The following is a 23,610-nucleotide window of genomic DNA, read 5'->3' as shown; positions in this document are numbered from 1 at the left end:
GGCAGCAACAACCAATATACCAACCCTGCTTTACTCAACCCATCACGATAATGGTACGCAAGCATCATTCATCAGCGCTATAGGTTATTGCCGGGTTACATCAAGCTCCACTCCTTTCGACTCCAGTTGATCATAGGCAGCATCCAGCGCACGCACAACATCACTGGCTCCCGGCGTGCGTCTCGAAACCACAAAGCGCATCGGCTGTTCCGACACTTTCAGGTGGGGCAAAGGCTCTATATGCAGGGTCGCGGCAGCCGAATCTACCTGCGCGCGATAGTCCAGCAAATAATCTCCTCGCCCACGCAGCAACATGCGCACAGCACCCAAATGCGAGCTACCCAGGCGAAAGGTGATATCCAGCGAAGGGTCATCCAGCACCCGCATCAACTGCGAAGTGTAGGTGTAATTGGTTATCAGAATTACCCGTTTACCCTGAAGATCATCCGGCCATTGCGGCCGCGGGCTGCCGGGTGGGTAATAGAGGTTGATCCCCACCACCCCCAACGTGCGGCGAGCAAGCAAGGTCGATGCTTCAAGCCCCGGTTTGTTAACGATGCCAGGCCATAACTGCACGCTGCCATCCTCCAACCCCCTCCAAATCCGTGCAGGCGGAAGAATGCGCACCTCATAGGCAAAGCCAGCTTGCCGCAGCAGTTTATCCACCAGAGTGACAGTACGACCAACCGCATTGCCTTCGCTATCTACCTCAGAGTAACCGGGGAAATTCATGATCGCTACTTTCAGCACCGCCGGTGCCTGCACAGAAACAGGCTCCACCTCCTGCTGCGCCAACGCCGCACTCAGGTCTGCAAACAGCATTAGCAGGGCAGTTACCAAGTAGGCCAGATGCCTCATGAGTCCGTTCTCATTGCTTCCCCATTCAGACCGACGCCAACGCACTACCAGCCAGCTCTTTAGCTGCCAACTGACCGACATAGAAACATTATCGTCATAAAAATAACGTCAATTTTACACCGATACCATAACCTTGGCGACTACCCACAAAAAAGCCCCCCGCGACCAAAGTCGGGAGGGGCTTTTATCAGCGCTAAACGCTTAGTCACCGTAGACCGGCAGACGTGCACAGATTTGCTTCACCTGATCACGTACGCGATCTACTACTGCCTCATCACCCATATTGTCGAGGATGTCGCAGATCCAGCCAGCCAGAGACTGACAATCTGCCTCAACAAAACCGCGCGTAGTCACCGCCGGTGTACCGATACGCAGACCGGAGGTCACAAATGGCGAGCGCGGGTCATTCGGTACGGCATTCTTGTTAACCGTAATAAACGCGCGACCCAGTGCCGCATCGGCGTCCTTACCGGTGATGTCCTGCTTGATCAACGACAGCAGGAACAAATGGTTCTCGGTACCACCCGACACAACGTCATAGCCACGTTCGACAAACACCCCAGCCATTGCCTTGGCGTTTTTCACCACCTGCTGCTGGTAGGTCTTGAACTCGGGGCTCATGGCCTCCTTGAAGCAGATCGCCTTGGCCGCGATTACATGCATCAATGGACCACCCTGACCGCCGGGGAAGACTGCGGAGTTCAGTTTCTTCTCCAGCGCTTCATTGGCGCGAGCCAGAATAAGGCCACCACGCGGGCCGCGCAGCGTCTTGTGCGTAGTGGTAGTAACCACATCCGCGAAGGGTATCGGGTTAGGGTAAACACCCGCTGCGACCAAACCTGCAACGTGGGCCATATCGACGAAGAGGTAGGCACCTACCTTGTCGGCGATCTCACGGAAACGGGCAAAATCCAGCACCTGAGAATAGGCGGAGAAGCCGGCAATGATCATCTTCGGCTTATGCTCAAGCGCCAGCGCCTCAACCTCGTCATAATCAATCAGACCGGTTTCGGTATTGATGCCATACTGCACTGCATTGTAATGCTTGCCGGAAAAGTTAACCGTTGCACCATGGGTCAGGTGACCGCCATGCGCCAGACTCATACCCAGCACGGTATCACCCGGCGTCAACAATGCCTGGAATACGGCCGAGTTGGCTTGTGAACCGGCGTGTGGTTGAACGTTGGCGTAATCTGCACCGAACAGCGCCTTGGCGCGATCAATGGCCAGCTGTTCCGCCACGTCGACATACTCGCAACCGCCGTAGTAGCGCTTACCCGGATAACCTTCGGCGTACTTGTTGGTCAGGACTGAGCCCTGCGCCTGCATGATTGCCGGACTGGTGTAGTTTTCCGAGGCAATCAGTTCGATGTGATCTTCCTGACGCACGGCTTCGTGCTGCATTGCAGCCCACAGATCGGCATCGTATGTGGCTATATCGTTAGAACGGCTGAACATGTAACGGCCCCCTGCTAGGTCGTTCAAAAACAAAAGAGGCGCGCATTTTAACGCATGCCAAGGCAACTGGCACTTGAAAAGCATTCAGGCGTAAGCAAAAAGCACTCATTCAAGAGGTATTAACCAACGACTCTCGAATACCTGCGCCTCAACCGGGCGTCCCATATGAAACCCCTGTACTTCATCGCAGCCAAAACTACGGACCAGACTAAACTGCTCTTCGGTCTCAATGCCTTCCGCAATAACCCTTAGCTGCAAGCTACGCCCCAAAGCGACGATGGCCTCGGCCAAGCGAGCATCTCGACTATGCGGCCGCATTGCCTGAATAAAGCCACGGTCAATTTTAAGCGTGTCTATCGGAAAATCCTTGAGGTAATTAAGTGCCGAATAGCCCGTCCCAAAGTCGTCGATAGCAATATGCACCCCTTTTTCCTTGAGGCGGTTCAACGCGCTCATGGTCAGATCACGGTTGCGCAGTAGAATACTCTCGGTCAACTCCAGCTCCAGCACCTGGGGCGGCAATTCGTAGCGTTCCAGAATAGCGGAAATCTGCTCCACCAACTGCCCATCATCAAATTGCATTGCTGATAAGTTCACCGCTAACCGAGGCACGGTAAAGCCATTGGCACGCCACGTTGCCAGCTGCTGGCAGGCTTGATCAAGCACCCACTCTCCCAACACACGAATCAAACCGAGCTCTTCGGCTACCGGAATAAATTCGGCGGGCGAGACATGGCCGCGCACCGGGTCATTCCAGCGCAACAATACCTCTGCTCCAGTGAGCGATCCATCGCTGCAGCTGAACTGCGGCTGATACACCAGATAAAAGGCATGATCCTGTATCGCGCGGCGTAGATCATTCTCCAAGCCTAGGCGCTCAAGCGCACGCGCATTCATCTCGCTCTCGTAGAACTGGAAAGTGTCCTTACCCATTGCCTTGGCGTGGTACATGGCAGTGTCGGCATTTTTTAACAACACGCTACCTTCGTCGGCATCCTGCGGCGCAAGCGCAATACCGATACTGGCGCTAACGAAGAAATCGCGCTCTTGCAGCACAAATGCTGGCCCCAGCGCCAGGAGCACCTTCTCTGCGACATGCATACAGGCAGCTAGTGCGGCCTCACGATCAGCCAGACCTGTAAGCAGTATGGTGAACTCGTCCCCGCCCATGCGCGCAACCGTATCGCTCTCGCGTACACAGCCGCGCAGACGCATGGCCACTTCTTTAAGTACCGTATCACCCGCGGCATGGCCCAAGCTGTCATTGATGGGTTTGAACCGGTCAAGATCGAGAAATAGAACCGCAACCCATTCGGAGCGCCTGAACGCGAGGGGAAGCGCTGCCTGCAAACGGTCCTGAAATAGCGTTCGATTAGGCAGACCGGTTAACACATCGTAATAGGCGAGACTCTGAATGCGTGCCTCAGATGCTTTACGCTCGCTTATATCGACAAAAAAGCAGACATAGCTGACCAGGTCACCGTCGCTATCCTGCACTGCCGTGACACCGGCCCAGCAGAGGAAAGCATCGCCATCTTTACGCTGCAGCCAGATTTCGCCCTCCCAGCGGCCATCCTCCTGCAAGGAAGACATGATATTGATATAGAAGTGCTTTTCATGGAGGCGCGCGGTGAGTACCGCAGGTAGCTGGTCAACGATATCGTCGTCGCTGTACCCGGTTATACGTGTCAGGTTCTCGTTGACCTGCACAATATAGCCCGCCGGGTCCGTCACCAGTACGGCCCCCGTGGTATTTTCAAACACGGTAGCGGCCATACGCAGACGGTTTTCGGTGCGTCGTTGCTCGGTAATGTCACGTGCCACGCCGAGCAAACCAAGGAAGCGGCCCTGCTCATTCCACATCAACGACACCCGGGTTTCCAGCGGACACTTGCGCCCATCAGCCTTGATAGCATCGCCTATAATTTGGCGCCTAAAGCCCTGTTCGCGCAGAGCTTTAGCTTTCTCTACGCTGTAAACCTGTGGCCTGATTTCATCAACCAGCTCATGCATAAAGTCGAGATAGCGATCACCTACCACTACTTCTTCCGGGCCCACGGCCAGCAAATGCTCCGCACTGTAGCCCAGCACATGCTCTACAGAAGGGCTGACAAAATCGGGCTGAAACTCACTGTCTGTGGACCAGACGATGTCACTGACATTTTCCGCCATTAATCGATAGCGCGCCTCGGAACGCTGGATTTTCTCACGTTCCAACGTCTGCGAATGAGCATCCCGAACAAAACCGATAACCTGCTCTACTCGGCCATCATTTGCTCGTTTGAAGACCCTGGAGCGAATACTGAACCAGCGCCAGCCAGTCTCCTTGTGCCGCCAACGTACTCGCCATTCAAGCACGCGGTTGTCCGGCAAGACCAATTGCAGCCGACGATTGACCTGCATGTATTCCAAGTCATCCGGATGCAGCAGACTATTACGATAACTGTCACCCATGGCCACTTCTTCATCCGCGCTGTAACCGAGGATAGAAGCCAGGGAGCGGTTACTGAAGAAGAATTCATCCGCACCCATTTTGCGTACATCACGAATAAACACCAGGTCAGGCAAAGCCTCCACAACGGAAGCCCAAAACTGCTCTCTCTCGCGCATTGCCACCTCAATGCGCCGACGCTCAGTCAGATCAGTGAAGCTCAAGGTCACCGCGTGCAGCTCATCAATCTCTCGCGGCAGACGCACCACCATCCATAAATAGCGCAGCTTGCCGTCGGCGCCTACCATGGGCGTTTCCAGCTCCACGCGCGCATCGCCGTTGACCAACGCCAATACCAGACGGTAGCGCGCGCCGCCCATACGCAAGTGCTGCTCCCCGCGCAGAATACCCACAAGTTTGTCCACCGAGCTAACTTGCAACAAATTCAGCGCAACCGGGTTGGCTTCCAGCAGGTGCATGCTGGCCAGCAGCTCGGAGTGCTGCTGAGGGTGCTCTAACAGCCAACGATCAAGAGCCGTCTGATCATGCAGGCCGTGGCGCATAATGAATGACTTGAGTTCGGAAAGATCTATCAGACAAAGCGCCATATCGGCGCCTTGGAATACGTCCAGATAGCGGCGCTCACTGTCTTGCATATGCCGAAAGGATTCCGCCCGACTGACCCGTAACCGTCGATTAGCGCGAGCCTGTCGCATCAATAGCCAAAGTACCGCCATCAAAACCAGCAGTGATCCGAATAGCAACAAGATGCGTTGCAGCAATAATGGCCCTAACTGGCGATGGTAGTAATCCGCGTCCACCAGACCACGAACTTGCCAAAGCGTACCTTCTACCGGCGCACTAACCACGACCCGATCGCGCTCTTGCGCTGACATCGGCGCATTGCCTGAATAAACCAAAAGGTCATCCATCTGCCGGGCCAGCACCCGACTGCGACCGACATCTTCAAGCAGCCAAACATAACCTTGCGCCGCTCGCGCCGACACCAGCGAGGCCAACGCGCGCCCATCAAGGGTCAATACCCAGTAACGATCTGGCTGCGCGCTGGCCAGCGTCCAGAAAAGCTCGTTGCGTACTGGATCCGAGTCCAGACCAAAACGCTCACCGCTTAATTCGAGCCGATGTGCCGTTTGCCGCCATGGCGCCGATTCATGGGGCAAAACTCGATTCAAATCCACCTGGCGTACACTGACAATCCCCGGCAGCAGGTCTTGCACCAGCAGGCGAGAGCCGGCGTTTTGCTCCGGCGCCTGAAAATCCAGCACGCGAGCAAGCGCAATGGAGGTAACCCCAATATTAAGCGCCATCTGGTCAGCGGTAAGCCAGACACTTTCTTCTACCTGTATCTGGTGTTGGCGCTTGATAGCAACGTAGTCAAACCAGGACTGCCAGGCCAGGAGTACCAGAACCAGCACACAGGCAACGGCCACTATAAAATAGCCAACTCGCATGGAATGAGTTTGTATGGCGTCAAAGCCGTTATCTTCGACAGGCCATTGCGTTTCACTATTATTGTTATTCAATGTGCTCACTTATCAAATAGCCGTACAAACAAGACTCACCACCCTTTATTGCTACAACCAGACCCAAACAGTAATGTTCAATATCATCGCGAGCGCAAGGCATAAGCTGCAGACGTTTGCCCTTAAAGGCCAGTTGGGCTAGCCTTGCCTGCAATTTCGACATGACAGCCAAGCAGCTGCATGATGAATCTATCAACACCCCCCATTCAACAGGTTCTACCCCCATGGCTCAATATGTTTATAGCATGCATCGGGTTGGCAAAGTCGTCCCCCCGAAGCGTCAGATTCTGAAAGATATTTCCTTGTCCTTCTTCCCCGGCGCCAAAATCGGCGTATTGGGCCTCAACGGTGCAGGTAAATCCACCCTGCTGCGCATCATGGCAGGCGTGGACACCGAGATCGAAGGCGAAGCCCGCCCAATGCCGGGTATCAAGGTAGGTTATCTGCCACAGGAACCACAACTTGATGCTGATAAGACCGTACGTGACATCGTTGAAGAGGCCGTAGGCGAGGTCAAGGCAGCGCAGGCGCGTCTGGATGAAGTCTATGCCGCCTATGCCGAACCCGATGCCGATTTCGATGCGCTGGCGGCTGAACAAGGCAAACTGGAAGCGATCCTGCAGGCCGCCGACGGTCACAACCTCGAGCGCCAGCTGGAAGTCGCTGCCGACGCCCTGCGCCTGCCACCGTGGGATGCCACCATCGGCCATCTGTCCGGCGGTGAGAAACGCCGCGTTGCGCTCTGCCGTCTGCTGCTGTCAGCGCCTGACATGCTGCTCCTCGACGAACCAACCAACCACCTGGACGCCGATTCAGTTGCGTGGCTGGAGCAATTCCTGCACAACTTCCCGGGCACTGTGGTCGCTATTACGCACGACCGCTACTTCCTGGATAACGTGGCTGGCTGGATTCTCGAACTTGACCGTGGCCAAGGCATTCCCTTTGAAGGCAACTACTCACAGTGGCTGGAATCCAAGGCTGCGCGTCTGAATACTGAAGCCAAGCAGGAAGCCTCGCACGCCAAGGCGATGAAAGCCGAGCTGGAATGGGTACGCCAGGGCGCCAAAGGCCGCCAGTCCAAATCCAAGGCACGCTTGCAGCGCTTTGAAGAACTGCAGTCGCAAGAATTCCAGAAACGCAGCGAAACCAACGAAATCTATATCCCGGCTGGCCCGCGTTTGGGTGACAAGGTTATTGACTTCAATGGCGTCAACAAGGGCTATGGCGAACGCGTACTGATCGATAACCTGTCGTTCAGCGTACCCAAAGGCGCTATCGTGGGTGTTATCGGTGGTAACGGCGCGGGCAAATCAACCCTGTTTCGGATGATTACCGGTAAAGAGCAGCCGGACGGAGGCAGCATTGATATCGGCGAAACAGTAGAGATCGCCAGCGTCGATCAGAGTCGCGATGACCTCGACGGCAACAAAACCGTATGGGAGCAGGTTTCAGACGGTTTCGACATGATCAAGGTAGGCAACTACGAAGTTCCCTCACGCGGGTACGTGGGGCGCTTCAACTTCAAGGGATCTGATCAGCAAAAGTTCGTCAAGGACCTTTCCGGTGGTGAGCGTGGCCGTCTGCATCTGGCGCTGACGCTCAAGCGCGGTGCCAACGTACTGCTGCTCGACGAACCTTCAAACGATCTGGACGTGGAAACCCTGCGTGCGTTGGAAGAAGCGCTGCTCGACTTCCCTGGCTCAGCCATTGTGATTTCGCACGATCGCTGGTTCCTTGACCGTATCGCGACCCACATCCTCGCCTATGAAGATGATTCGCAGGTCGTCTTCTTCGACGGTAACTACACCGAGTATGAAGCCGATCGCAAAAAGCGCCTGGGCGATGCGGCCTCGCAACCACACCGAGTCCGTTACAAGAAGCTGGCCTGAGCCGACTCCCGGTTTATGCCGGCTACTAGCGCAGCACAGATGACGCACCGATAAGGTGCGTCATTGCGTTAAAAAAACACAAATAGAAACAAAAAAATAATAAAATCAGCAAAACAGCACTATCCTGCCAAAACATTACCCCGATGATGAAATGCACTATTTTAGAGCGCAGATCATCCTGATAAAGTGTCACGGTTTCGTCAAACTCTTACAGATAAGTGACCCCGACCATGACCGACACGCTCTCTTCCTACCTTGCCAGCATTCGAAAAAAAGATCCGGATCAACCTGAGTTCCAACAGGCAGCGGAAGAAGTTCTGACCAGTCTTTGGCCGTTTCTGCAAGACAATCCAGCGTACCTCAGTCAGGGCATTCTGGAACGCCTGCTCGAACCGGAACGCTCCATTACCTTTCGTGTACCCTGGACCGATGATCAGGGCAAGGTGCATGTCAATCGTGGCTATCGAGTACAGATGAATAGCGCCATCGGCCCCTACAAGGGCGGCTTGCGCTTTCACCCTTCAGTAAACCTGGGTGTACTCAAGTTTCTGGCCTTCGAGCAGGTATTCAAAAATGCCCTGACTACCTTACCCATGGGCGGTGGTAAGGGCGGCTCCGATTTCGACCCAAAAGGTAAAAGCGATAGCGAGGTCATGCGCTTTTGTCAGTCATTCATGACGGAACTATCACGCCACATCGGAGCTAATCTGGATATACCAGCAGGCGATATCGGTGTTGGCGCGCGGGAAGTCGGCTATATGTACGGCCAATACAAGCGTATGCGTAATGAATTCACCTCGGTGCTCACCGGCAAAGGCCAAACCTATGGCGGTAGCCTAATGCGCCCCGAAGCCACCGGTTTTGGCTGTGTTTACTTTGCCGAACAGATGCTTAAATCCCGCGATAAAAGCCTTGATGGGCTGCGCGTCGTCATCTCAGGTGCCGGCAATGTCGCTCAGTACGCGGCACTCAAGGTTATTCAGCTTGGCGGTTTGGTCCTCTCCTTGTCCGACTCAGGCGGCACCTTACACTTCGCCGATGGTCTTAACGAAGCGACGTGGAAAAAGGTCGTGAAGCTCAAGAACCAGGAGCGCGGCCGACTGGAAGCGCTTGATGGTCAGCCCGGCGTGCAGTTCATTGCCAACAGCACACCATGGCACCTGTCCTGTGACCTTGCTTTACCCTGCGCAACGCAGAATGAACTGGACGAAAACGATGCGCGCAAGCTGATCGACAATGGCTGCATAGCCGTCGCCGAGGGAGCTAACATGCCCTGCACTCTGACTGCCGCTGACCTATTTCTCGAACACAAAACCCTCTATGCGCCAGGCAAAGCGGCCAACGCTGGCGGTGTTGCCGTAAGCGGGCTGGAGATGAGTCAAAATGCCATGCGCCTGTCGTGGACCGAAGAGGAAGTTGACCAGAAGCTTCACGAGATCATGGAGTCCATCCATAGTGCCTGCAGTCACTACGGAAAGGATGAGGAAGGCTTCATCAATTACGTCAAAGGCGCCAATATTGCCGGCTTCGTCAAGGTGGCGGATGCCATGCTTGCACAGGGCATCGTCTGAGTCGTGCAAAAGCGACTATAGTAACTGTATCAATGCATCGCCCGGAGAGGCTCTCCATGAGTGACGAACGACGTCGTTTTACGCGTATCCCCTTTGATGCGCAGACACTACTGCAACAGGATGACTGGCAAAGTCAGGTTCAGTTGATAGACATTTCGCTGCATGGTCTGCTGGTGATGGCCCCTGATGACTGGTCTGCTTCTATACAGGATGCGCCCTACATCAGTGTAATTGAGCTCAATGACGGCAGCCAGATACGCATGGAGGCTGCCCTGGCACACGCCGAAGAAGGCATGCTGGGATTTACCTGCACGCACATTGATCTGGACTCAATTAGCCACCTGCGTCGCTTGATTGCGTTGAACACAGGGGATGAACAGCTACTGGAACGTGAGCTGAAAGCGCTGATCTGACCCTGCGCTTTACAGCAGCTTCAAGCGACAAGCCTCAAGCTGGCAGTGCACAACAGAGGTGATGAACTAAGTTACTGCCTCTGCGCTCCTGCGGCTTGCGGCTTGCGGCTTGAAGCTAACGCCGCCAGAGCGGCGTTTAGTCGAAAATCGCTGACAAAGCCTGATCAAGGCGCGTTACCGCGATAACCTCCATGCCTTTGGGCGATTCCTTGGGCGCGTTAGCCTTGGGCACAATGGCACGGGTGAAGCCATGCTTGGCCGCTTCCTTCAAGCGCTCCTGACCACTGGGCACCGGGCGTATCTCGCCAGATAACCCCAGCTCACCAAAGACCATCAAATCCATCGGCAAAGGTCGATTGCGCAAGCTGGACATCACCGCTGCCAGCAGCGCTAGATCCGATGCGGTCTCCAACACCTTGACGCCCCCCACCACGTTGACAAACACATCCTGATCGTAGGTAGCCACCCCGCCGTGGCGATGCAGCACGGCCAACAACATGGCCAAACGGTTCTGGTCCAACCCCAGGGTGACCCGCCGAGGATTCCCCAGATGACTGGTATCAACCAACGCCTGAACTTCCACCAGCATAGGTCTGGAGCCTTCCCAGGTAGCCATGACGACACTACCGGGAATGGGCGCGTCGTAACGCGAGAGGAAAATCGCCGAGGGGTTCGCTACTTCTTTTAACCCTTTGTCGGTCATGGCAAAAACACCCAACTCATTTACCGCGCCAAAGCGGTTCTTCACCGCCCTCAGCATGCGATAACGCCCGTCCGACTCACCTTCAAAATACAGCACGGTATCCACCATGTGCTCCAGCACTCGCGGACCGGCTAGCGAGCCTTCTTTGGTCACGTGGCCTACCAGAAAGATCGCGGTACCACTCTGCTTGGCATAACGAACCAAGAGCGCAGCACTCTCACGCACCTGAGCCACGCCGCCAGGCGCAGACTGCAGCTGCTCGGTAAAAATGGTCTGAATCGAATCTACCACCATCACCCTCGGCTGCTCTTTGCGGGCAGTCGCAATAATGCTTTCGATACAGGTTTCAGTCATCACCTTGAGCTTGTCTTCGGGCAAGCCCAGACGCCGTGCTCGCATCGCGACCTGCTGCTGAGATTCCTCGCCGGTTACGTAAAGCGCCGGCACAGACTGCGCGAGCCGACAGAGCGTTTGCAGCAGAATGGTCGACTTACCAATACCAGGATCACCGCCCATCAGCACTACCGAACCGCTAACCAGCCCGCCACCCAGCACCCGATCCAGCTCTGAGGAACCGCTCAACTGACGTGGCACCTCTTCGGTGCTGACGTCGGCAAGGGTTTTGACCTGCGCCTCCTGGCCCGTCCAGTTACTGCTGCGCGCTGGGGTGCCGCCGGTTGGCGTGGTATCTACCACGGTTTCTACCAGCGTATTCCAAGCCTGACACTCCGGACACTGTCCAGCCCACTTGGAAAAAGTCGCACCACATTCGGTACAACCGTATATGCGTTTGGCTTTAGCCATGCATCCTCCGCAAGAAATGCGTTAGTGTCGGCCTATACTGCAACCAGCCTGAACACAAAGCCGCTATTGTTGACGCGCTGGCAACCAACACACAACCCTTGCCTTGAGCGCCTTAGCCAAATCTGCGCACGGCATCTACAAAGGCCTGTATATGAGTAAGCACAAAAGTCTGAAAAAACAGCGTGAGGCGCTCTGCGAAGATTTGCTTGAAGCGCAATTTGAACTGCAGAAAGCCAACCTTGGGCCGGTACTACTGTTGGTCAGTGGCAATGACCTGGCGGGCAAGGCAGAGCTGATTTATACCTTTTACGAATGGCTGGATAACCGTTATCTGAACACCCGAGCCTTCACTCTACCGCAGGGTATTGAGCGCAAGATGCCGCGACTCTGGCGCTATTGGCGCAGCCTCCCTCCGGCAGGAACCCTGGGCTTTTATCTTGGCTCCTGGTATCACCAGCCGCTGATTCAACTGAGCCGAGGGCGCATGTCAGACACTCGATTCAAGAGTGAAATGGAACAGGTAACGCGCTTCGAGAATCAGTTGGCGGCTGAAGGCGTCACCCTACTCAAGCTATGGCTGCACCTGGATGACGATCATGCACAGCATTACCCACCCAGGGAGCAGCAAAAACAGTACGACAGCCTGGCGATGCGCGAATGGGGCGAATTCAGCACCACGGAGTACACCAAGGTGCGTGAAGCGGCCAAGCGCATGAGTGAGTTAACCTCAACGCCTATTGCACCTTGGATTCAGGTCGCCAGCAGCGATGCAGAAGCACGTGACTTGTATGTCGGCAAGCTATTGCTCAAGGCAATAAAACAGAAACTGCAGGGCAAGGACGCGGTGCCGGAGGAGCATGACTGGCAACCCAGCAAGAGCGACCGGCTAGAACAGCTCGACTACGACCACGAGCTGAAAAAAGATGTCTACAAACGCGAGCTTGAGCACTATCAGCATCGCCTGCGTGACCTTGCACGTCATCCAGCTTTCCAAAAAAGCAGCCTGCTGCTGGTATTCGAGGGCGCCGATGCCGCGGGCAAGGGCGGCACCATCAGGCGCATCACCCATTGCCTCGATCCGCGCATGCTTCGGGTTCATGGCACGCGAGCGCCCACAGAAGAAGAGCGCAGCCAGCCCTATTTGCTACGCTTTTGGCGACGTATTCCGGCACCCGGCAAAGTCGTCGTCCTTGACCGTAGTTACTATGGACGTGTGCTGGTCGAGCGTATCGAAGGATTCTGCTCTGACCTTCGCTGGCAACAAGCCTATGGGGAAATCAACGATTTTGAGGCGCAGCTGCATAAAGCAGGGACCTTGATAATCAAGTTCTGGCTGGCTATCACGCCAGAAGAGCAATTGTCGCGCTTCGAGGACCGTGAGAAATCACCAACCAAAAGGTACAAGCTGACCGACGAAGACTGGCGCAACCGCGACAAGTGGTCTGACTACGTCAACGCCATGAACGATATGGTGGAGAACACCGCTACGCCGCAGGCGCCCTGGCATGTAATACCCTCAACCGATAAACGCTATGCCCGTATTCAGGCACTGCGCATCGTTTGCGATACGCTGCAAAAACGATTGAAATAATCCTGAAGCCTACGCATTATCAAGGCTCACGCGCCAATCCGGCGCTCGCGAGGATGTGCCTATGAGCATGTTGAAAGAATTCAAGACCTTCGCCCTGCGCGGCAACGTAGTTGATATGGCAGTTGGCATCATCATTGGCGCCGCGTTTGGCAAAGTAGTCTCCTCATTCGTAACCAATGTGGTCATGCCGCCGCTGGGGCTGATGATTGGCGGCGTCGACTTCGCCGACCTGGCAATTATTCTGAAAGAAGCCCAGGGCGAATTACCAGCGGTCACTTTAGGCTACGGATTGTTCATTCAGAGCGTCGTTGATTTTCTGATCATTGCCGCAGCTATCTTCGTCGCAGTGCGGGTAATGAATAGTCTCAAGCGCAAGGAGGAAACTACGCCCCCCGCACCTCAAGCGCAGTCCAGAGAAGAAATCCTGCTTGGCGAAATACGCGACCTGCTTAAACAGCAAAACACCTGACCGCTGCGGGGGCGCTCGCACCGCCCCCGATGCAGCTGCGCTATACTGCCCATCCAGATCATAACCGGGCCGCGCATGCACGCTTTCGACTCCCCCTACGGCGCTTTGTCGCTAACGCGTTATCCACCGACGCAGAACCCCACGCTGCAGGCGTTTGACGCAGCCGATCACTACTTGCTGAGCCAATTACAGGCACAGCCGGAACCCGGCCCCCTGCTGATCATCAACGATCAGTTTGGCGCCCTGGCCTGCGCTTTGGCAGCTCAACAGCCCTGCAGTTGGGGAGACTCCCACCTGAGCGAGCTAGCGCTGGCCGAGAACCTGCGCATAAACCAGTTAGCTAGCGGGCAGATTGAAATGGTACCCGGCGACCAATCTCCGCCGGGGCAATATCAGCAGGTACTCTTGCGCGTACCCAAAAGCCTTACCCTGCTGGAAGACCAATTGCGCCGCTTGCGCCCTCGTTTATTGCCCGGCGCGGTGGTGATTGCCGGCGCCATGATCAAGCATCTACCGCCGCGGGCCGGCGATCTGCTGGCCAGATATATCGGGCCCTACCAGGCCTCATTGGGCTGGAAGAAGGCCCGCTTGCTGAGCGCCAGTTTCGATCCACAGCTGATACCACCAACTCAGCCGCTGGTCAGCCACTACGCTCTCGATGGCACCGACATCAGCCTGTGCAATCTGCCGGGCGTCTTCTCGCGTGAGCGACTGGATATAGGCACCCGCGTTATGCTGCCGCTCATTGCCGAGCAGACGGCTACCGCTACTAACATCGCGGATCTGGGCTGCGGTAATGGTGCGCTTGGGATAATGGCAGCGCTGCACAACGCGCAGGCACAGCTGCTGTTCTGTGACGAATCCTACGCGGCCGTTGCCAGCGCCAAGCAGAACTTCACCAATGCGCTCCCCGGCCGAACAGCAGAGTTCAGGGTCAATGACGGACTAATCGGGATAACGCCCGACTCTCTGGACGTTGTGCTATGCAACCCGCCCTTTCATCAGCAACAGGTTATTGGCGATGATATTGCCCTCAGACTGTTCCAGCAAAGCCGCAGCGCGTTGAAGCCTGGCGGCCGATTGTTGGTGGTGGGCAATCGCCACCTGGGATATCACGTCAAACTGAAGCAGTATTTCAGCCAGGTGACTCAGCTGGCGGCGTCTGACAAGTTCGTGGTGCTACTGGCCAACTGATCAGTCCGGCAGGGCGGCTTCGCCTTTGCCGGTTTTTGCCAGCTTATCCAAAATCCCCATAGCAAAGGCCGACACGACAAAGGTCATGTGGATAATCACGTACCACATGAGTTTGTCGTTGGGGATATTCTGCGCGTTCATGAACACTTTGAGCAGATGAATAGAGGAAATGGCGACAATGGACGCAGCCACTTTCATCTTCAGCGACCCGGAATCCATCTTGCCCAACCAGTTGAGCTTTTCCCGTCCCTCTTCAATATCCAATTGAGAGACAAAATTCTCATAGCCGGAAATCATCACCATAACCAACAGCCCGCCAACCAAAGCCATATCAACCAGCGATAACACCACCAGAATCAGATCAGCCTCGGCGATCTCCAGCAGGTGCGGCGCTAGATGCAGCAGCTCCTGGAAAAACTTTACCGCCAGCGCCAGCAGCGCAAAGGACAGACCAAAGTAGATCGGAGCCAGAATCCAGCGCGCTGAATACATCGTGTTTTCCAGTAAACGCTCCATCACTGCTATCACCTCGAATCAGAAAGGACCTAATAAAGGGCGCCATGATACTAGGATCTGTGTTCATTTCCTCGCAATCCGCACAGCAACGCGTATTTTCCGCTAACCATTCGGTGCGCGAACGCCGAACCTGTAGTGGCGCAACGCAGTTGTGCACAGTATCTGTGGATAACTCTGTGTGCAAAAGACAGATAACTCTGTCCTGCCCTGCAAACACGAGCGCTGGACCAAGCCGCTCAAAAAACACCCAATTGCAGAACCGCACTCGCGACAACCAATGCATCGCTAGAGACCTAGTGCCACGGAGCTTGTAGAAAGCTGACCAGCGGGCAGAATTCATACTTGCAGAACAAGGTCAAGCCCCATTTTTTATATGTGACTCGACAATGTCGAACAATGCACATCAAAGCTCTGTGGATAACTCTGTGGGCAAGCTATGCAAAGAACGGCTTAAACGCCGCTACATAAGGGGTCAGCCCTTAGTAGCGACGGGCGCCTCTTCCTCTTCAACCTCTTCCTCTCGATCGCGCTCGGCGATCTCGGCCAAACGAGCAACGACCCGCGCGTTAATGCTCCCTTCCGCAAAGCAGCCATCCGCATTCATTTCACCAGCAGGCTCACCCGCCAGCAGAGAAAGCGCCTCATCCACATGGGCGACGGCGTAAATGGCAAACTGACCAGAGCGCACTGCTTCCAGCACGGCCTCATCCAGCATCAGGTTAGGTACGTTCGAACGCGGGATAATCGCGCCCTGCTTACCGGTCAGGCCACGCGCTTCGCACAAGCGGAAGAAGCCCTCAATCTTTTCGTTTACGCCACCTACCGCCTGTACTTCACCAAACTGGTTAATCGAACCGGTAATGGCGTAGCACTGCTGTAAAGGCGTACGCGACATGGCAGAGATCAGCGTACAGACCTCACCCAAAGAGGCGCTGTCACCATCCACATAACCGTAGGACTGCTCCAGCGCAATACTCGCTGAAATTTCCAGCGGATGATTCTGCGCGTAACGGCTGCCAAGATAACCGGTTAAAATCATCACACCCTTGGAGTGAATGGGCTGCCCGAGATTGACCTCACGCTCAATGTCGACAATGCCGCTGCCGCCGGGATAAACCGTGGCGCTGATACGCGCTGGCACGCCAAACACTGAATCCCCCACTTCAAGCACAGTAAGTCCGTTGCATTTGCCCACCGCCGCGCCTTGGGTATCAATCAGAATCACACCTGAGACCATATCTTCACGAATACGCGCGCTGACACGACCGGTGCGGGTCTCCTTGGCATGCAGCGCACGCTCGATATGCGCTGTATCACTCAGTGGATCACCCGCCAGCTGGCGCAAAAAATCGGCTTCGGCAACCAGTTGAAAGATATCGCTGATGCGTGCCGACAGGCGAGTCTGGTGCTCGGCCAGGCGTGCGCTGTAAGTCAGCACCCGCGCCACCGCAGCGGCAGTGAGGGGCGCCATTCCTTCCTCAGAGGTGCGGGTCTTGAGTAGCTGTGCCATGCCCTCGATGCTGTCTGTGGTACGCGGCAGATCTTCGTCAAAGTCGACCAGTACCCGAAACATCTCCTGAAAGTCCGGATCCATATCCTGCAATGCGTAATAAATCTGCCGCGAGCCAATGATCAGGACCTTCAAGTTCAGGGGGATCACTTGAGGTGTCAGCGTTACCGTGGCCAGTCTGCCCATATCAGCCCAGGGCGACTCCATTTTCAGCACGCGCGAATGCAGAGCACGCTTCAAGGCATCCCAGACAAAGGGCTCACTCAACAGCTTTTCTGCTTCCAGCACCAGATAACCGCCATTGGCCCGATGCAGTGCTCCCGAGCGAATATGCCGGTAACTGGTTACCAGGCCACCTTGTTCCGGGCTGTACTCAACTCGCCCAAACAAGTTGTCATAGGATGGGTGAGGTTCATGCACAACCGGTGCACCACCGCTGCCGTCATGCCCAACAATGAGGCTGGGGCAATACTGTTCGGTCAGCATCTGCTTTTTGTAAGCATCCGGCTTGGCCTCAAGCACCCGCTCCTCTACGAGTTGGTCGATGACGGTTTTCAACAGGTTCTGACGCAGCGCCTGCAAATACTCACAGACCGCCTGGTTACCACAGTAGGTCTCCAGTAGCGGCTCAAGCAGAGGATGCAGCGCATCGGTAATAGTCTGATCGTTGAGTTCGCGCAGCTGATTGCTCGACTCACGCTTCCATTGCGGCAGGCTGGATAGCTCCTCATTGAGCACCTCTTCCAAGGCCGAGATATCAGCATGAAAACGATCGCGCTCGGCCTCCGGTAGCTGCGAGAAGTCAGCCTCGTCCAGTGCCTTGCCCTCTTTCATCGGGGTGAAGGCAATATTCTGCGCGTCGCGGTAAATAGCGATACTCTTTTCCAGCGCGCGCCGCTCTACCGAATCAATGGCGCGGTCGTAGCGTTGATTGAAGGCGCGATCGATAGCACTTTTTTTCTGCTGATAAGCCGGGTGTTCGAATACCGCCGGAAAGGTTGCCAACAGGTTATCAATAAGCTGCTCGATCGTTGCGATCAGCTCACCAGCCGAGCCCGGGGCCAGACTGATCACCCAAGGCTCACGCGGTTCGTCGAAGTTGTTGACGTAAACACAGTCCTGCGGCGTGATTTGGCGTTTGGCTTCGGCACGCAGATAGCGCTGTACGTAGGAGAACCGACCGGTACCCGGCTCGCCCATGACAAAGACGTTATACCCGGGGCGATGCATGGCAACCCCAAACTGCAGGGCCTCCACCGCACGCTCCTGACCAAGAATGCCGCGAAACGGCTCAAGATCATCCGTCGTGGTGAATCCCATATTGGCAAGATCAATGGGCACAGTGAGTTGTTCGGGTTTCAGGCGCAATGTCTGTTGCAGCTCAGAAGAATCAGTGGTCATCCAGCATCCTTGGCAAACAGGGGGACTATAGAAAGAGCAATACGGCATTGTTGCCCTGCCAGCCAGCGGTGACAAGTAGCAGCGCGAGCGACTTGACGCAGGGCCTGCTCGCAGGGCTTAAATAGAGTATTTACTCAAACAACAAAAACAGGACGTTCTGCATGACGCTCAGCCTACAGCAATACCTTGATAGCGACGCTACCGAGCTGGCCCTGATAGTGCAACGGGGGGAAGCCTCTGCTAGCGAGCTGCTCGATCAAGCCATAGATCGCTACCATCATCTTAACCCTCAGCTCAATGCAGTCTGTCAGCCGATGTTCGAGATTGCACGCCAACGTGTTACCCAGCCCCTGGCGGGACCGCTAGCTGGCGTCCCGATCCTGATCAAGGATGCCGTACAAGACTACGCTGGCCTGCCGACCAGCAGCGGTAGCAAGGTATTTAACCGCGTGCCGACAACTCAGCATGCGCATCTGGTACGCCGCCTGCTGGACGCTGGCGCCGTCATCATGGGCAAAACCAATACCCCGGAGCTGGCGCTCAAGGGGGTAACCGACCCCGAAGCTTTCGGTATTACGCGCAACCCCTGGAACCTGGCGCACACACCGGGCGGGTCCAGCGGTGGCTCGGCGGCCGCGGTTGCTGCCGGTATGGTGCCACTGGCAGGCGCCAATGATGGTGGCGGGTCCATCCGTATTCCCGCCGCCTGTTGTGGGCTGTTTGGCCTGCGACCCGGCCGTGGTCGTGTATCGCCCGGTCCTGCTGTGGCAGAGGTATGGGAAGGCGCGTCCAGCGATCTGGTGTTGTGCCGTACAGTGCGCGACGCCGCGCTATCGCTGGATGTGATGGCCGGCGCCAATCCCGGCGATCCCTTTGCGGTCGCGCCCCCGACGCAGTCTTTCCGCGAGCTGAGCGCACGCCAGCCGGGCAAACTGCGCATTGGCTTCAGCACCCGCTCACCGGTCGATACGCCGGTACACCCGGAGGCCGTGATGGCGGTACAGAATGCCGTCAATCTGCTGCAATCACTTGGACATGAGGTAGAAGAGGCGGCACCTGATTACGACGGCCAGTCCCTAGCCCGCAGCTATCTGAGCATGTACTTCGGCCAGGTAGCCGCGACGTTGAACCAGGCCCGGGAGCTGGGCGCGAGCGATCATGACTTCGAGCTGCTGACACGCACTCTGGCGGCGCTAGGCCGCGCGCAGAACAGCGCCGAGTATGTCAGCCGCCATCGTGACTGGAACCGCTTTGGTCAGGCCCTGGGCGACTTTCACCAACGCTATGATCTATTTTTAACGCCAACCATTGCTCACCCCCCCATCCGTCACGAACAGGCCGAGCTACCAGCCGGTCAAGCCAAGGCGTTGAGCTTTTTACTTAACACGGGGTTACTGCCACTGCTGGCCCGCTGGGGCGTGCTCGACAACATGGTTGACGACATGGCAAGCAAAAACCTGAGTTACTTCCCCTTTACTCAGTTATCGAATCTGACCGGCACACCGGCAATGAGTGTGCCACTGCACTGGACAAATGACGGCCTGCCGCTGGGAGTGCAGTTCTGTGCTGCGCATGGTGGCGAGGGCCTATTGCTGCAACTGGCAAGCCAGATTGAGCAGGCGCAGCCGTGGAAAGACCGCTGGCCCGCCATGGCATTGGCGCAATAACCCAGCCGCTATTTGGCGTGCAACAACGGGCTGCTTAGCCGCGGCCCGTTAACTCAATACTTTGACCAGCTCGCGAACCAGCGGCTTCATGAAGAAGCTGCTTTCCGGCATCAGATCGACCTGCACGCCATACGCCAACAGCTCATCGCGTACCACTGGGCCAACAGCTGCCACCTTCAACCTGCGCAGTGCCGCCAATAGTTGGGCATCGCCCTGCTCGCGGCGGCGGGCAATCTGAAACAAGCGTCTTACCTGGGTAGCACTGGTGAAGGCGACCGCATCCACCTCAGCGGCAAGCAGTGCATCAATTAGCTGATCAACCCGGGCGTCTTCCACATCATCTGCATAAATGTAAGGCGATACCGTGCTGACCAGCGCACCCGCCTGCTGCAAGAACGCAACGAGCTTCAGGTTTGGGTCGGTGCCGTAAAGCTGCACACCAATGCGCTGACCTGCCAGGTTTTCTGCCTTTAGCGTCTCAATCACGCCCTCGGTGGTCGGCGAGACGGCCACGCGGTCAGCCTTCAAGCCGATATTGCGCAAGGCTGCGCCGGGCTTGGGACCGCGGGTCAGTTTCGGTATCGGCGCCAGCGCCGTAACAAAGTCATCGCGTAGGCTGCCGCCTTGGCGCTCAGCCAGCGCAACCATACGCCGCAAGCCCTCACCGGTGAGGAAAATCAGTTGATCAAAGGGCTGCGCTATCAGCTCCTGCATCCAGGCCAGCACGGGAGCGGAGTTCGGTGCATCATGGATAGAAACCAGCGGGCAGCGCAGGACATCAGAGCCGCGCTTGGTCAGCATATCGGCAAACAGATCCAGCTCCCGGCTTTCTGGCAAGGCGATGCGCCGGCCGCGCAAGGGTAAGTCTTCTGTACTCATGGCTAATGCCTGTCTCGGTCAAAACGAATCAGCCATTGTGCGCAGCTGCCCGGCACTTGGAAAGCCCCGTCAGCTGCAACGCGTTACTTTTCCCAGCCGCGACTATGCAGAATGTTGTCGAGGGTACGACTAACCGCCGTACAGTTGCGCACCATCTCGACCTTTTCCCAGGTAGAGCGCTCGCCCTCGTGAATCAAACGGTGCATGGCCTCACGGGTGGGCGGGGCCAACAATCTCAGCGGATGGTCCCAGCGGTTACGCAAGAAGATATTGATGTCGGCGGTGTAATCCTGCGCCAGCACACCATAGGTCAAGTGCTGCATCAAACTGATTACCGGTGACTTGATGCGAATATTGTCGCGACTGAAACGCATGGCTTCGGCCGCCCCCATTTTGATGAAGTTGGCCTGGAAGTTCACCAAAGAGCGCAACCGCGTACGAGGCACATCCGGATCGGGCGTGATCGCCAGCGCAGCGGGGTTGGTCATACTGGAAATAAAGTGATTCACTCCGTACAGGCGCGCCAAGCGCTTGGCGGGTAAATCATCGGCGAATGAACCATCGATCCATTTCATACCCGGCAGGTAAGGCACCGCTTCCCCCGCCGCATTGCGACACATCAGAGTAACCGGCGGATAAATGCCGTAAATAGCGCAAGACGCCTTCACCGCAGAGCGAATCAATACGTTAGGCGAGGTAATCGCATTCAGCAGGCGCGGAGCCTGCTGGGTCGAGAGCCCGGTTACCGTAATATTGAGTTTGCGCCCGGTGAGCTCAAAGGCTTCCTGAAAAGTCAGATCCGGCAGAATCTTGGCCAGGTAGTCGCGCAAATTGTCGGCATCCATCGCCGGACGCCGGTTACCCAACAATGACAGCGTTGGGCGAATGGCTGTTGTTTCTTCCACGTCGTGGTGCAGGTTATCTGTACTCAAGCGCTCACGCAGCTCGTCATCGTGGTGCGTGCAGGCGGTCGCAGCGAGAATGGAACCCGCACTGGAGCCCGATATAATCTCCGGTAGCAGCCCTTGCTCAAACAACGCTTTGAGCACCCCTGTATGAAAAAAACCGAGTACCGCGCCACCGCTCAACATCAAGGCAGAACGACCGTTGCAGTGACTCGCGCGCAAGAAGAAGTCCTGCTTGTCCTGCAGTGGAATAACCTCATCAGAGACTTCATTGAGGTCATTCAGCGCACCGCACAACTCATCGATATAGCGTGTAATCAGGGTCTTGGTACCCAAGCGCGCCTTGTTATACAGCGACGGCTTCCCCATGCCGCCCAGATTGCCATGCACACCTTCATTCAAGGCAAACAATAATTGCGGAAAGTCGCCGCGAAAGCGCAGATCCCTGAGCACATCAAGGCGCTGGCGTAGCGAGCGATAGTCGTAACTTTCACAGGCATCGTCCTGCTTCCATTCATCCAGACCGTGCTCATGGTCATACTCACCCGCCAGTTCGGCCCATTGTTCATAGGTCTCAGCCTTCTCCATGGCTTCAAGCAAGGATTTACTGCGCGCGCGCTGAAACAATTTCAAGCCCATATCCGTACCTCTGGCGCCACCGCGGCGCCGGTTGCCTGTATCGAAAACTTAGCGTGAATGCGTCGCCGAGCGTGCCGGCTCCACGTCGGAATGCTCTGTCTTAGCCTGTGCCGCCGCCATTTTTTCGCCTTTACGCTTGCGCGCAGTAGAGGCCGTTTTGCTCTCAGACGCAGCCGCATCGGCCTTCAAGTTGGCGTTTTCCTCATCCGCTTTCTGCGCCGGCTCCTGGGCTATCGACGCCAGCTTGCCTGAGTCTGCCCCCTGCGCCTCCAGCTGTTGCAACAGCGCCTGATACTCTTGGGTGGAGGCCTCCATGCAGGCGATATAGGTATCCATGTCACCGACAATTTTTCGATCTGCCACTACGCCCAGGTTAAGCTCGTCGTAAATACCCGTCATACCGTGACTGATCCCCATGCCGTCACACACCGGCACCAACGGGAATACGTTGACGATCTTGGCACCAGCAAAGTAGCGCGGCTGCAAACCGGGGATACCAGGCACGTTAGTAATAACGGTATTGACGAGGGTAAAACGACTGGCCGAGCGCAACCGATTTTGCGTCCATGCGCTGAAAGCGCGCATATAGGGAGGAATCATGTCGCCAAAGGCATTGCTCAGATCACAGAGCACTTCCTTGGCGAGAGGCACACCTTTGGCCGTCCTGCGTTGCACTGCGTGCAGGCGATCGGCGGCGTTGGCTATGTCGGTACCAATACCGATATACATGGCCGAGATAAGATTGCCGCAATCAGCACTGGCCTCACTTGGCCGCACCGACACCGGACACATGGAGACCAGGGAACCCGTTTCAGGCAACGCGTTGTGGTGGTTCAGGTAGCGGCGCATACCCCCACCAATAATCGCGATCACCACATCATTCAAGGTACTGCCCGGGCACAATTGACGCATACGCTTGAGCTCTGAAATACGCCAGGTGAAAGCACCATAGGAACGGTGGGGAGAGATCTGGGTATTGAAGATGCTTTTGGGGACTCGCGTCTGTTCCGGCTTATCCTCATTGCGCAGGCGCCGCGCCAACTCTAGCCCGGATTTCTCATAGGTCCCCAGCAAGTCTCGCAGACTGTGCGGGTTACCGCCATTACCGCTCATTGGCGGCCGTGACTGATCAATAATCGATCAATTCCTGTTGTCCGGACACACGGCC

The 23,610-nt window shown here is 56.1% G+C and carries 16 protein-coding genes; 7 read left to right on the top strand and 9 right to left on the bottom strand.

The features are described 5' to 3' along the window. Positions 1 to 84 precede the first annotated feature (84 nt). The 3 genes from H4J77_RS11830 to H4J77_RS11820 form a co-directional block, all read right to left on the bottom strand. Positions 85 to 858 (bottom strand): ABC transporter substrate-binding protein, encoded by a 774-nt coding sequence (locus H4J77_RS11830; RefSeq protein WP_182248521.1) that lies wholly within the window; start codon positions 856 to 858, stop codon positions 85 to 87. A 201-nt stretch (positions 859 to 1,059) separates the two neighbouring features. Continuing rightward, on the bottom strand, positions 1,060 to 2,316 hold the full coding sequence (gene glyA / locus H4J77_RS11825) for a serine hydroxymethyltransferase (protein WP_123887555.1): 1,257 nt from the start codon (positions 2,314 to 2,316) through the stop codon (positions 1,060 to 1,062). Between the two features lie 105 nt (positions 2,317 to 2,421). Next, on the bottom strand, positions 2,422 to 6,300 hold the full coding sequence (locus H4J77_RS11820; protein ID WP_182248520.1) for an EAL domain-containing protein: 3,879 nt from the start codon (positions 6,298 to 6,300) through the stop codon (positions 2,422 to 2,424). Positions 6,301 to 6,515: 215 nt separating this feature from the next. On the opposite strand from H4J77_RS11820, the gene ettA reads away from it, so the two are divergent. The 3 genes from ettA (at position 6,516) to H4J77_RS11805 (ending at position 10,164) form a co-directional block, all read left to right on the top strand. Then, positions 6,516 to 8,180 carry an energy-dependent translational throttle protein EttA gene (ettA, locus tag H4J77_RS11815; RefSeq protein WP_123887551.1) on the top strand — a complete coding sequence of 555 codons (1,665 nt, stop codon included), beginning with the start codon at positions 6,516 to 6,518 and terminating at the stop codon, positions 8,178 to 8,180. A 230-nt stretch (positions 8,181 to 8,410) separates the two neighbouring features. Then, the gene (gene gdhA, locus H4J77_RS11810; protein ID WP_182248519.1) at positions 8,411 to 9,751 is read left to right on the top strand and encodes an NADP-specific glutamate dehydrogenase; all 1,341 of its coding nucleotides are present in this window, start codon (positions 8,411 to 8,413) and stop codon (positions 9,749 to 9,751) included. A gap of 56 nt (positions 9,752 to 9,807) precedes the next feature. Beyond that, the gene (locus H4J77_RS11805; protein ID WP_123887547.1) at positions 9,808 to 10,164 is read left to right on the top strand and encodes a PilZ domain-containing protein; all 357 of its coding nucleotides are present in this window, start codon (positions 9,808 to 9,810) and stop codon (positions 10,162 to 10,164) included. Positions 10,165 to 10,300: 136 nt separating this feature from the next. Here H4J77_RS11805 and radA read toward each other — a convergent pair whose 3' ends face one another. Next, positions 10,301 to 11,671 carry a DNA repair protein RadA gene (gene radA, locus H4J77_RS11800; protein WP_123887545.1) on the bottom strand — a complete coding sequence of 457 codons (1,371 nt, stop codon included), beginning with the start codon at positions 11,669 to 11,671 and terminating at the stop codon, positions 10,301 to 10,303. A 151-nt stretch (positions 11,672 to 11,822) separates the two neighbouring features. On the opposite strand from radA, the gene pap reads away from it, so the two are divergent. From pap to H4J77_RS11785, 3 genes are all read left to right on the top strand, one after another. Continuing rightward, positions 11,823 to 13,262 (top strand): polyphosphate:AMP phosphotransferase, encoded by a 1,440-nt coding sequence (gene pap, locus H4J77_RS11795; RefSeq protein ID WP_182248518.1) that lies wholly within the window; start codon positions 11,823 to 11,825, stop codon positions 13,260 to 13,262. A gap of 61 nt (positions 13,263 to 13,323) precedes the next feature. Further along, a complete protein-coding gene (gene mscL, locus H4J77_RS11790; RefSeq protein WP_310734969.1) occupies positions 13,324 to 13,731 on the top strand; it encodes a large-conductance mechanosensitive channel protein MscL in 408 nt (135 codons plus the stop codon). A gap of 75 nt (positions 13,732 to 13,806) precedes the next feature. Beyond that, complete coding sequence (locus tag H4J77_RS11785; RefSeq protein WP_182248517.1) at positions 13,807 to 14,925, top strand: methyltransferase; 1,119 nt, start codon at positions 13,807 to 13,809, stop codon at positions 14,923 to 14,925. Here H4J77_RS11785 and H4J77_RS11780 read toward each other — a convergent pair whose 3' ends face one another. Together H4J77_RS11780 and H4J77_RS11775 are read right to left on the bottom strand one after the other, a co-directional pair. Beyond that, positions 14,926 to 15,441, bottom strand: coding sequence for a TIGR00645 family protein (locus H4J77_RS11780; RefSeq protein WP_123887536.1), 516 nt, complete (start codon positions 15,439 to 15,441; stop codon positions 14,926 to 14,928). A gap of 472 nt (positions 15,442 to 15,913) precedes the next feature. After that, a complete protein-coding gene (locus H4J77_RS11775; RefSeq protein WP_182248516.1) occupies positions 15,914 to 18,352 on the bottom strand; it encodes a Lon protease family protein in 2,439 nt (812 codons plus the stop codon). 161 nt (positions 18,353 to 18,513) lie between these two features. On the opposite strand from H4J77_RS11775, the gene H4J77_RS11770 reads away from it, so the two are divergent. Next, positions 18,514 to 20,019, top strand: coding sequence for an amidase (locus H4J77_RS11770; protein ID WP_182248515.1), 1,506 nt, complete (start codon positions 18,514 to 18,516; stop codon positions 20,017 to 20,019). Positions 20,020 to 20,067: 48 nt separating this feature from the next. On the opposite strand, the gene H4J77_RS11765 is transcribed toward H4J77_RS11770, so the two are convergent. From H4J77_RS11765 to H4J77_RS11755, 3 genes are all read right to left on the bottom strand, one after another. Then, positions 20,068 to 20,898: a uroporphyrinogen-III synthase gene (locus H4J77_RS11765; protein ID WP_182248514.1), complete on the bottom strand. Its 831-nt coding sequence runs from the start codon at positions 20,896 to 20,898 to the stop codon at positions 20,068 to 20,070. 83 nt (positions 20,899 to 20,981) lie between these two features. Beyond that, positions 20,982 to 22,436 carry a DUF3336 domain-containing protein gene (locus H4J77_RS11760; RefSeq protein WP_182248513.1) on the bottom strand — a complete coding sequence of 485 codons (1,455 nt, stop codon included), beginning with the start codon at positions 22,434 to 22,436 and terminating at the stop codon, positions 20,982 to 20,984. Positions 22,437 to 22,490: 54 nt separating this feature from the next. Further along, entirely contained in the window at positions 22,491 to 23,555 is a 1,065-nt protein-coding gene (locus H4J77_RS11755) for a WS/DGAT domain-containing protein (protein WP_182248511.1), read from the bottom strand. Between the last annotated feature and the right edge of the window lie 55 nt (positions 23,556 to 23,610).

This window comes from Pseudomonas sp. 5Ae-yellow, assembly GCF_014077575.1.
In the GTDB taxonomy this organism is placed as follows: domain Bacteria; phylum Pseudomonadota; class Gammaproteobacteria; order Pseudomonadales; family Pseudomonadaceae; genus Halopseudomonas; species Halopseudomonas neustonica.
The sequence above is the reverse complement of the archived record's forward strand: the minus strand, read 5'-3'. Positions and strand labels throughout refer to the sequence as shown.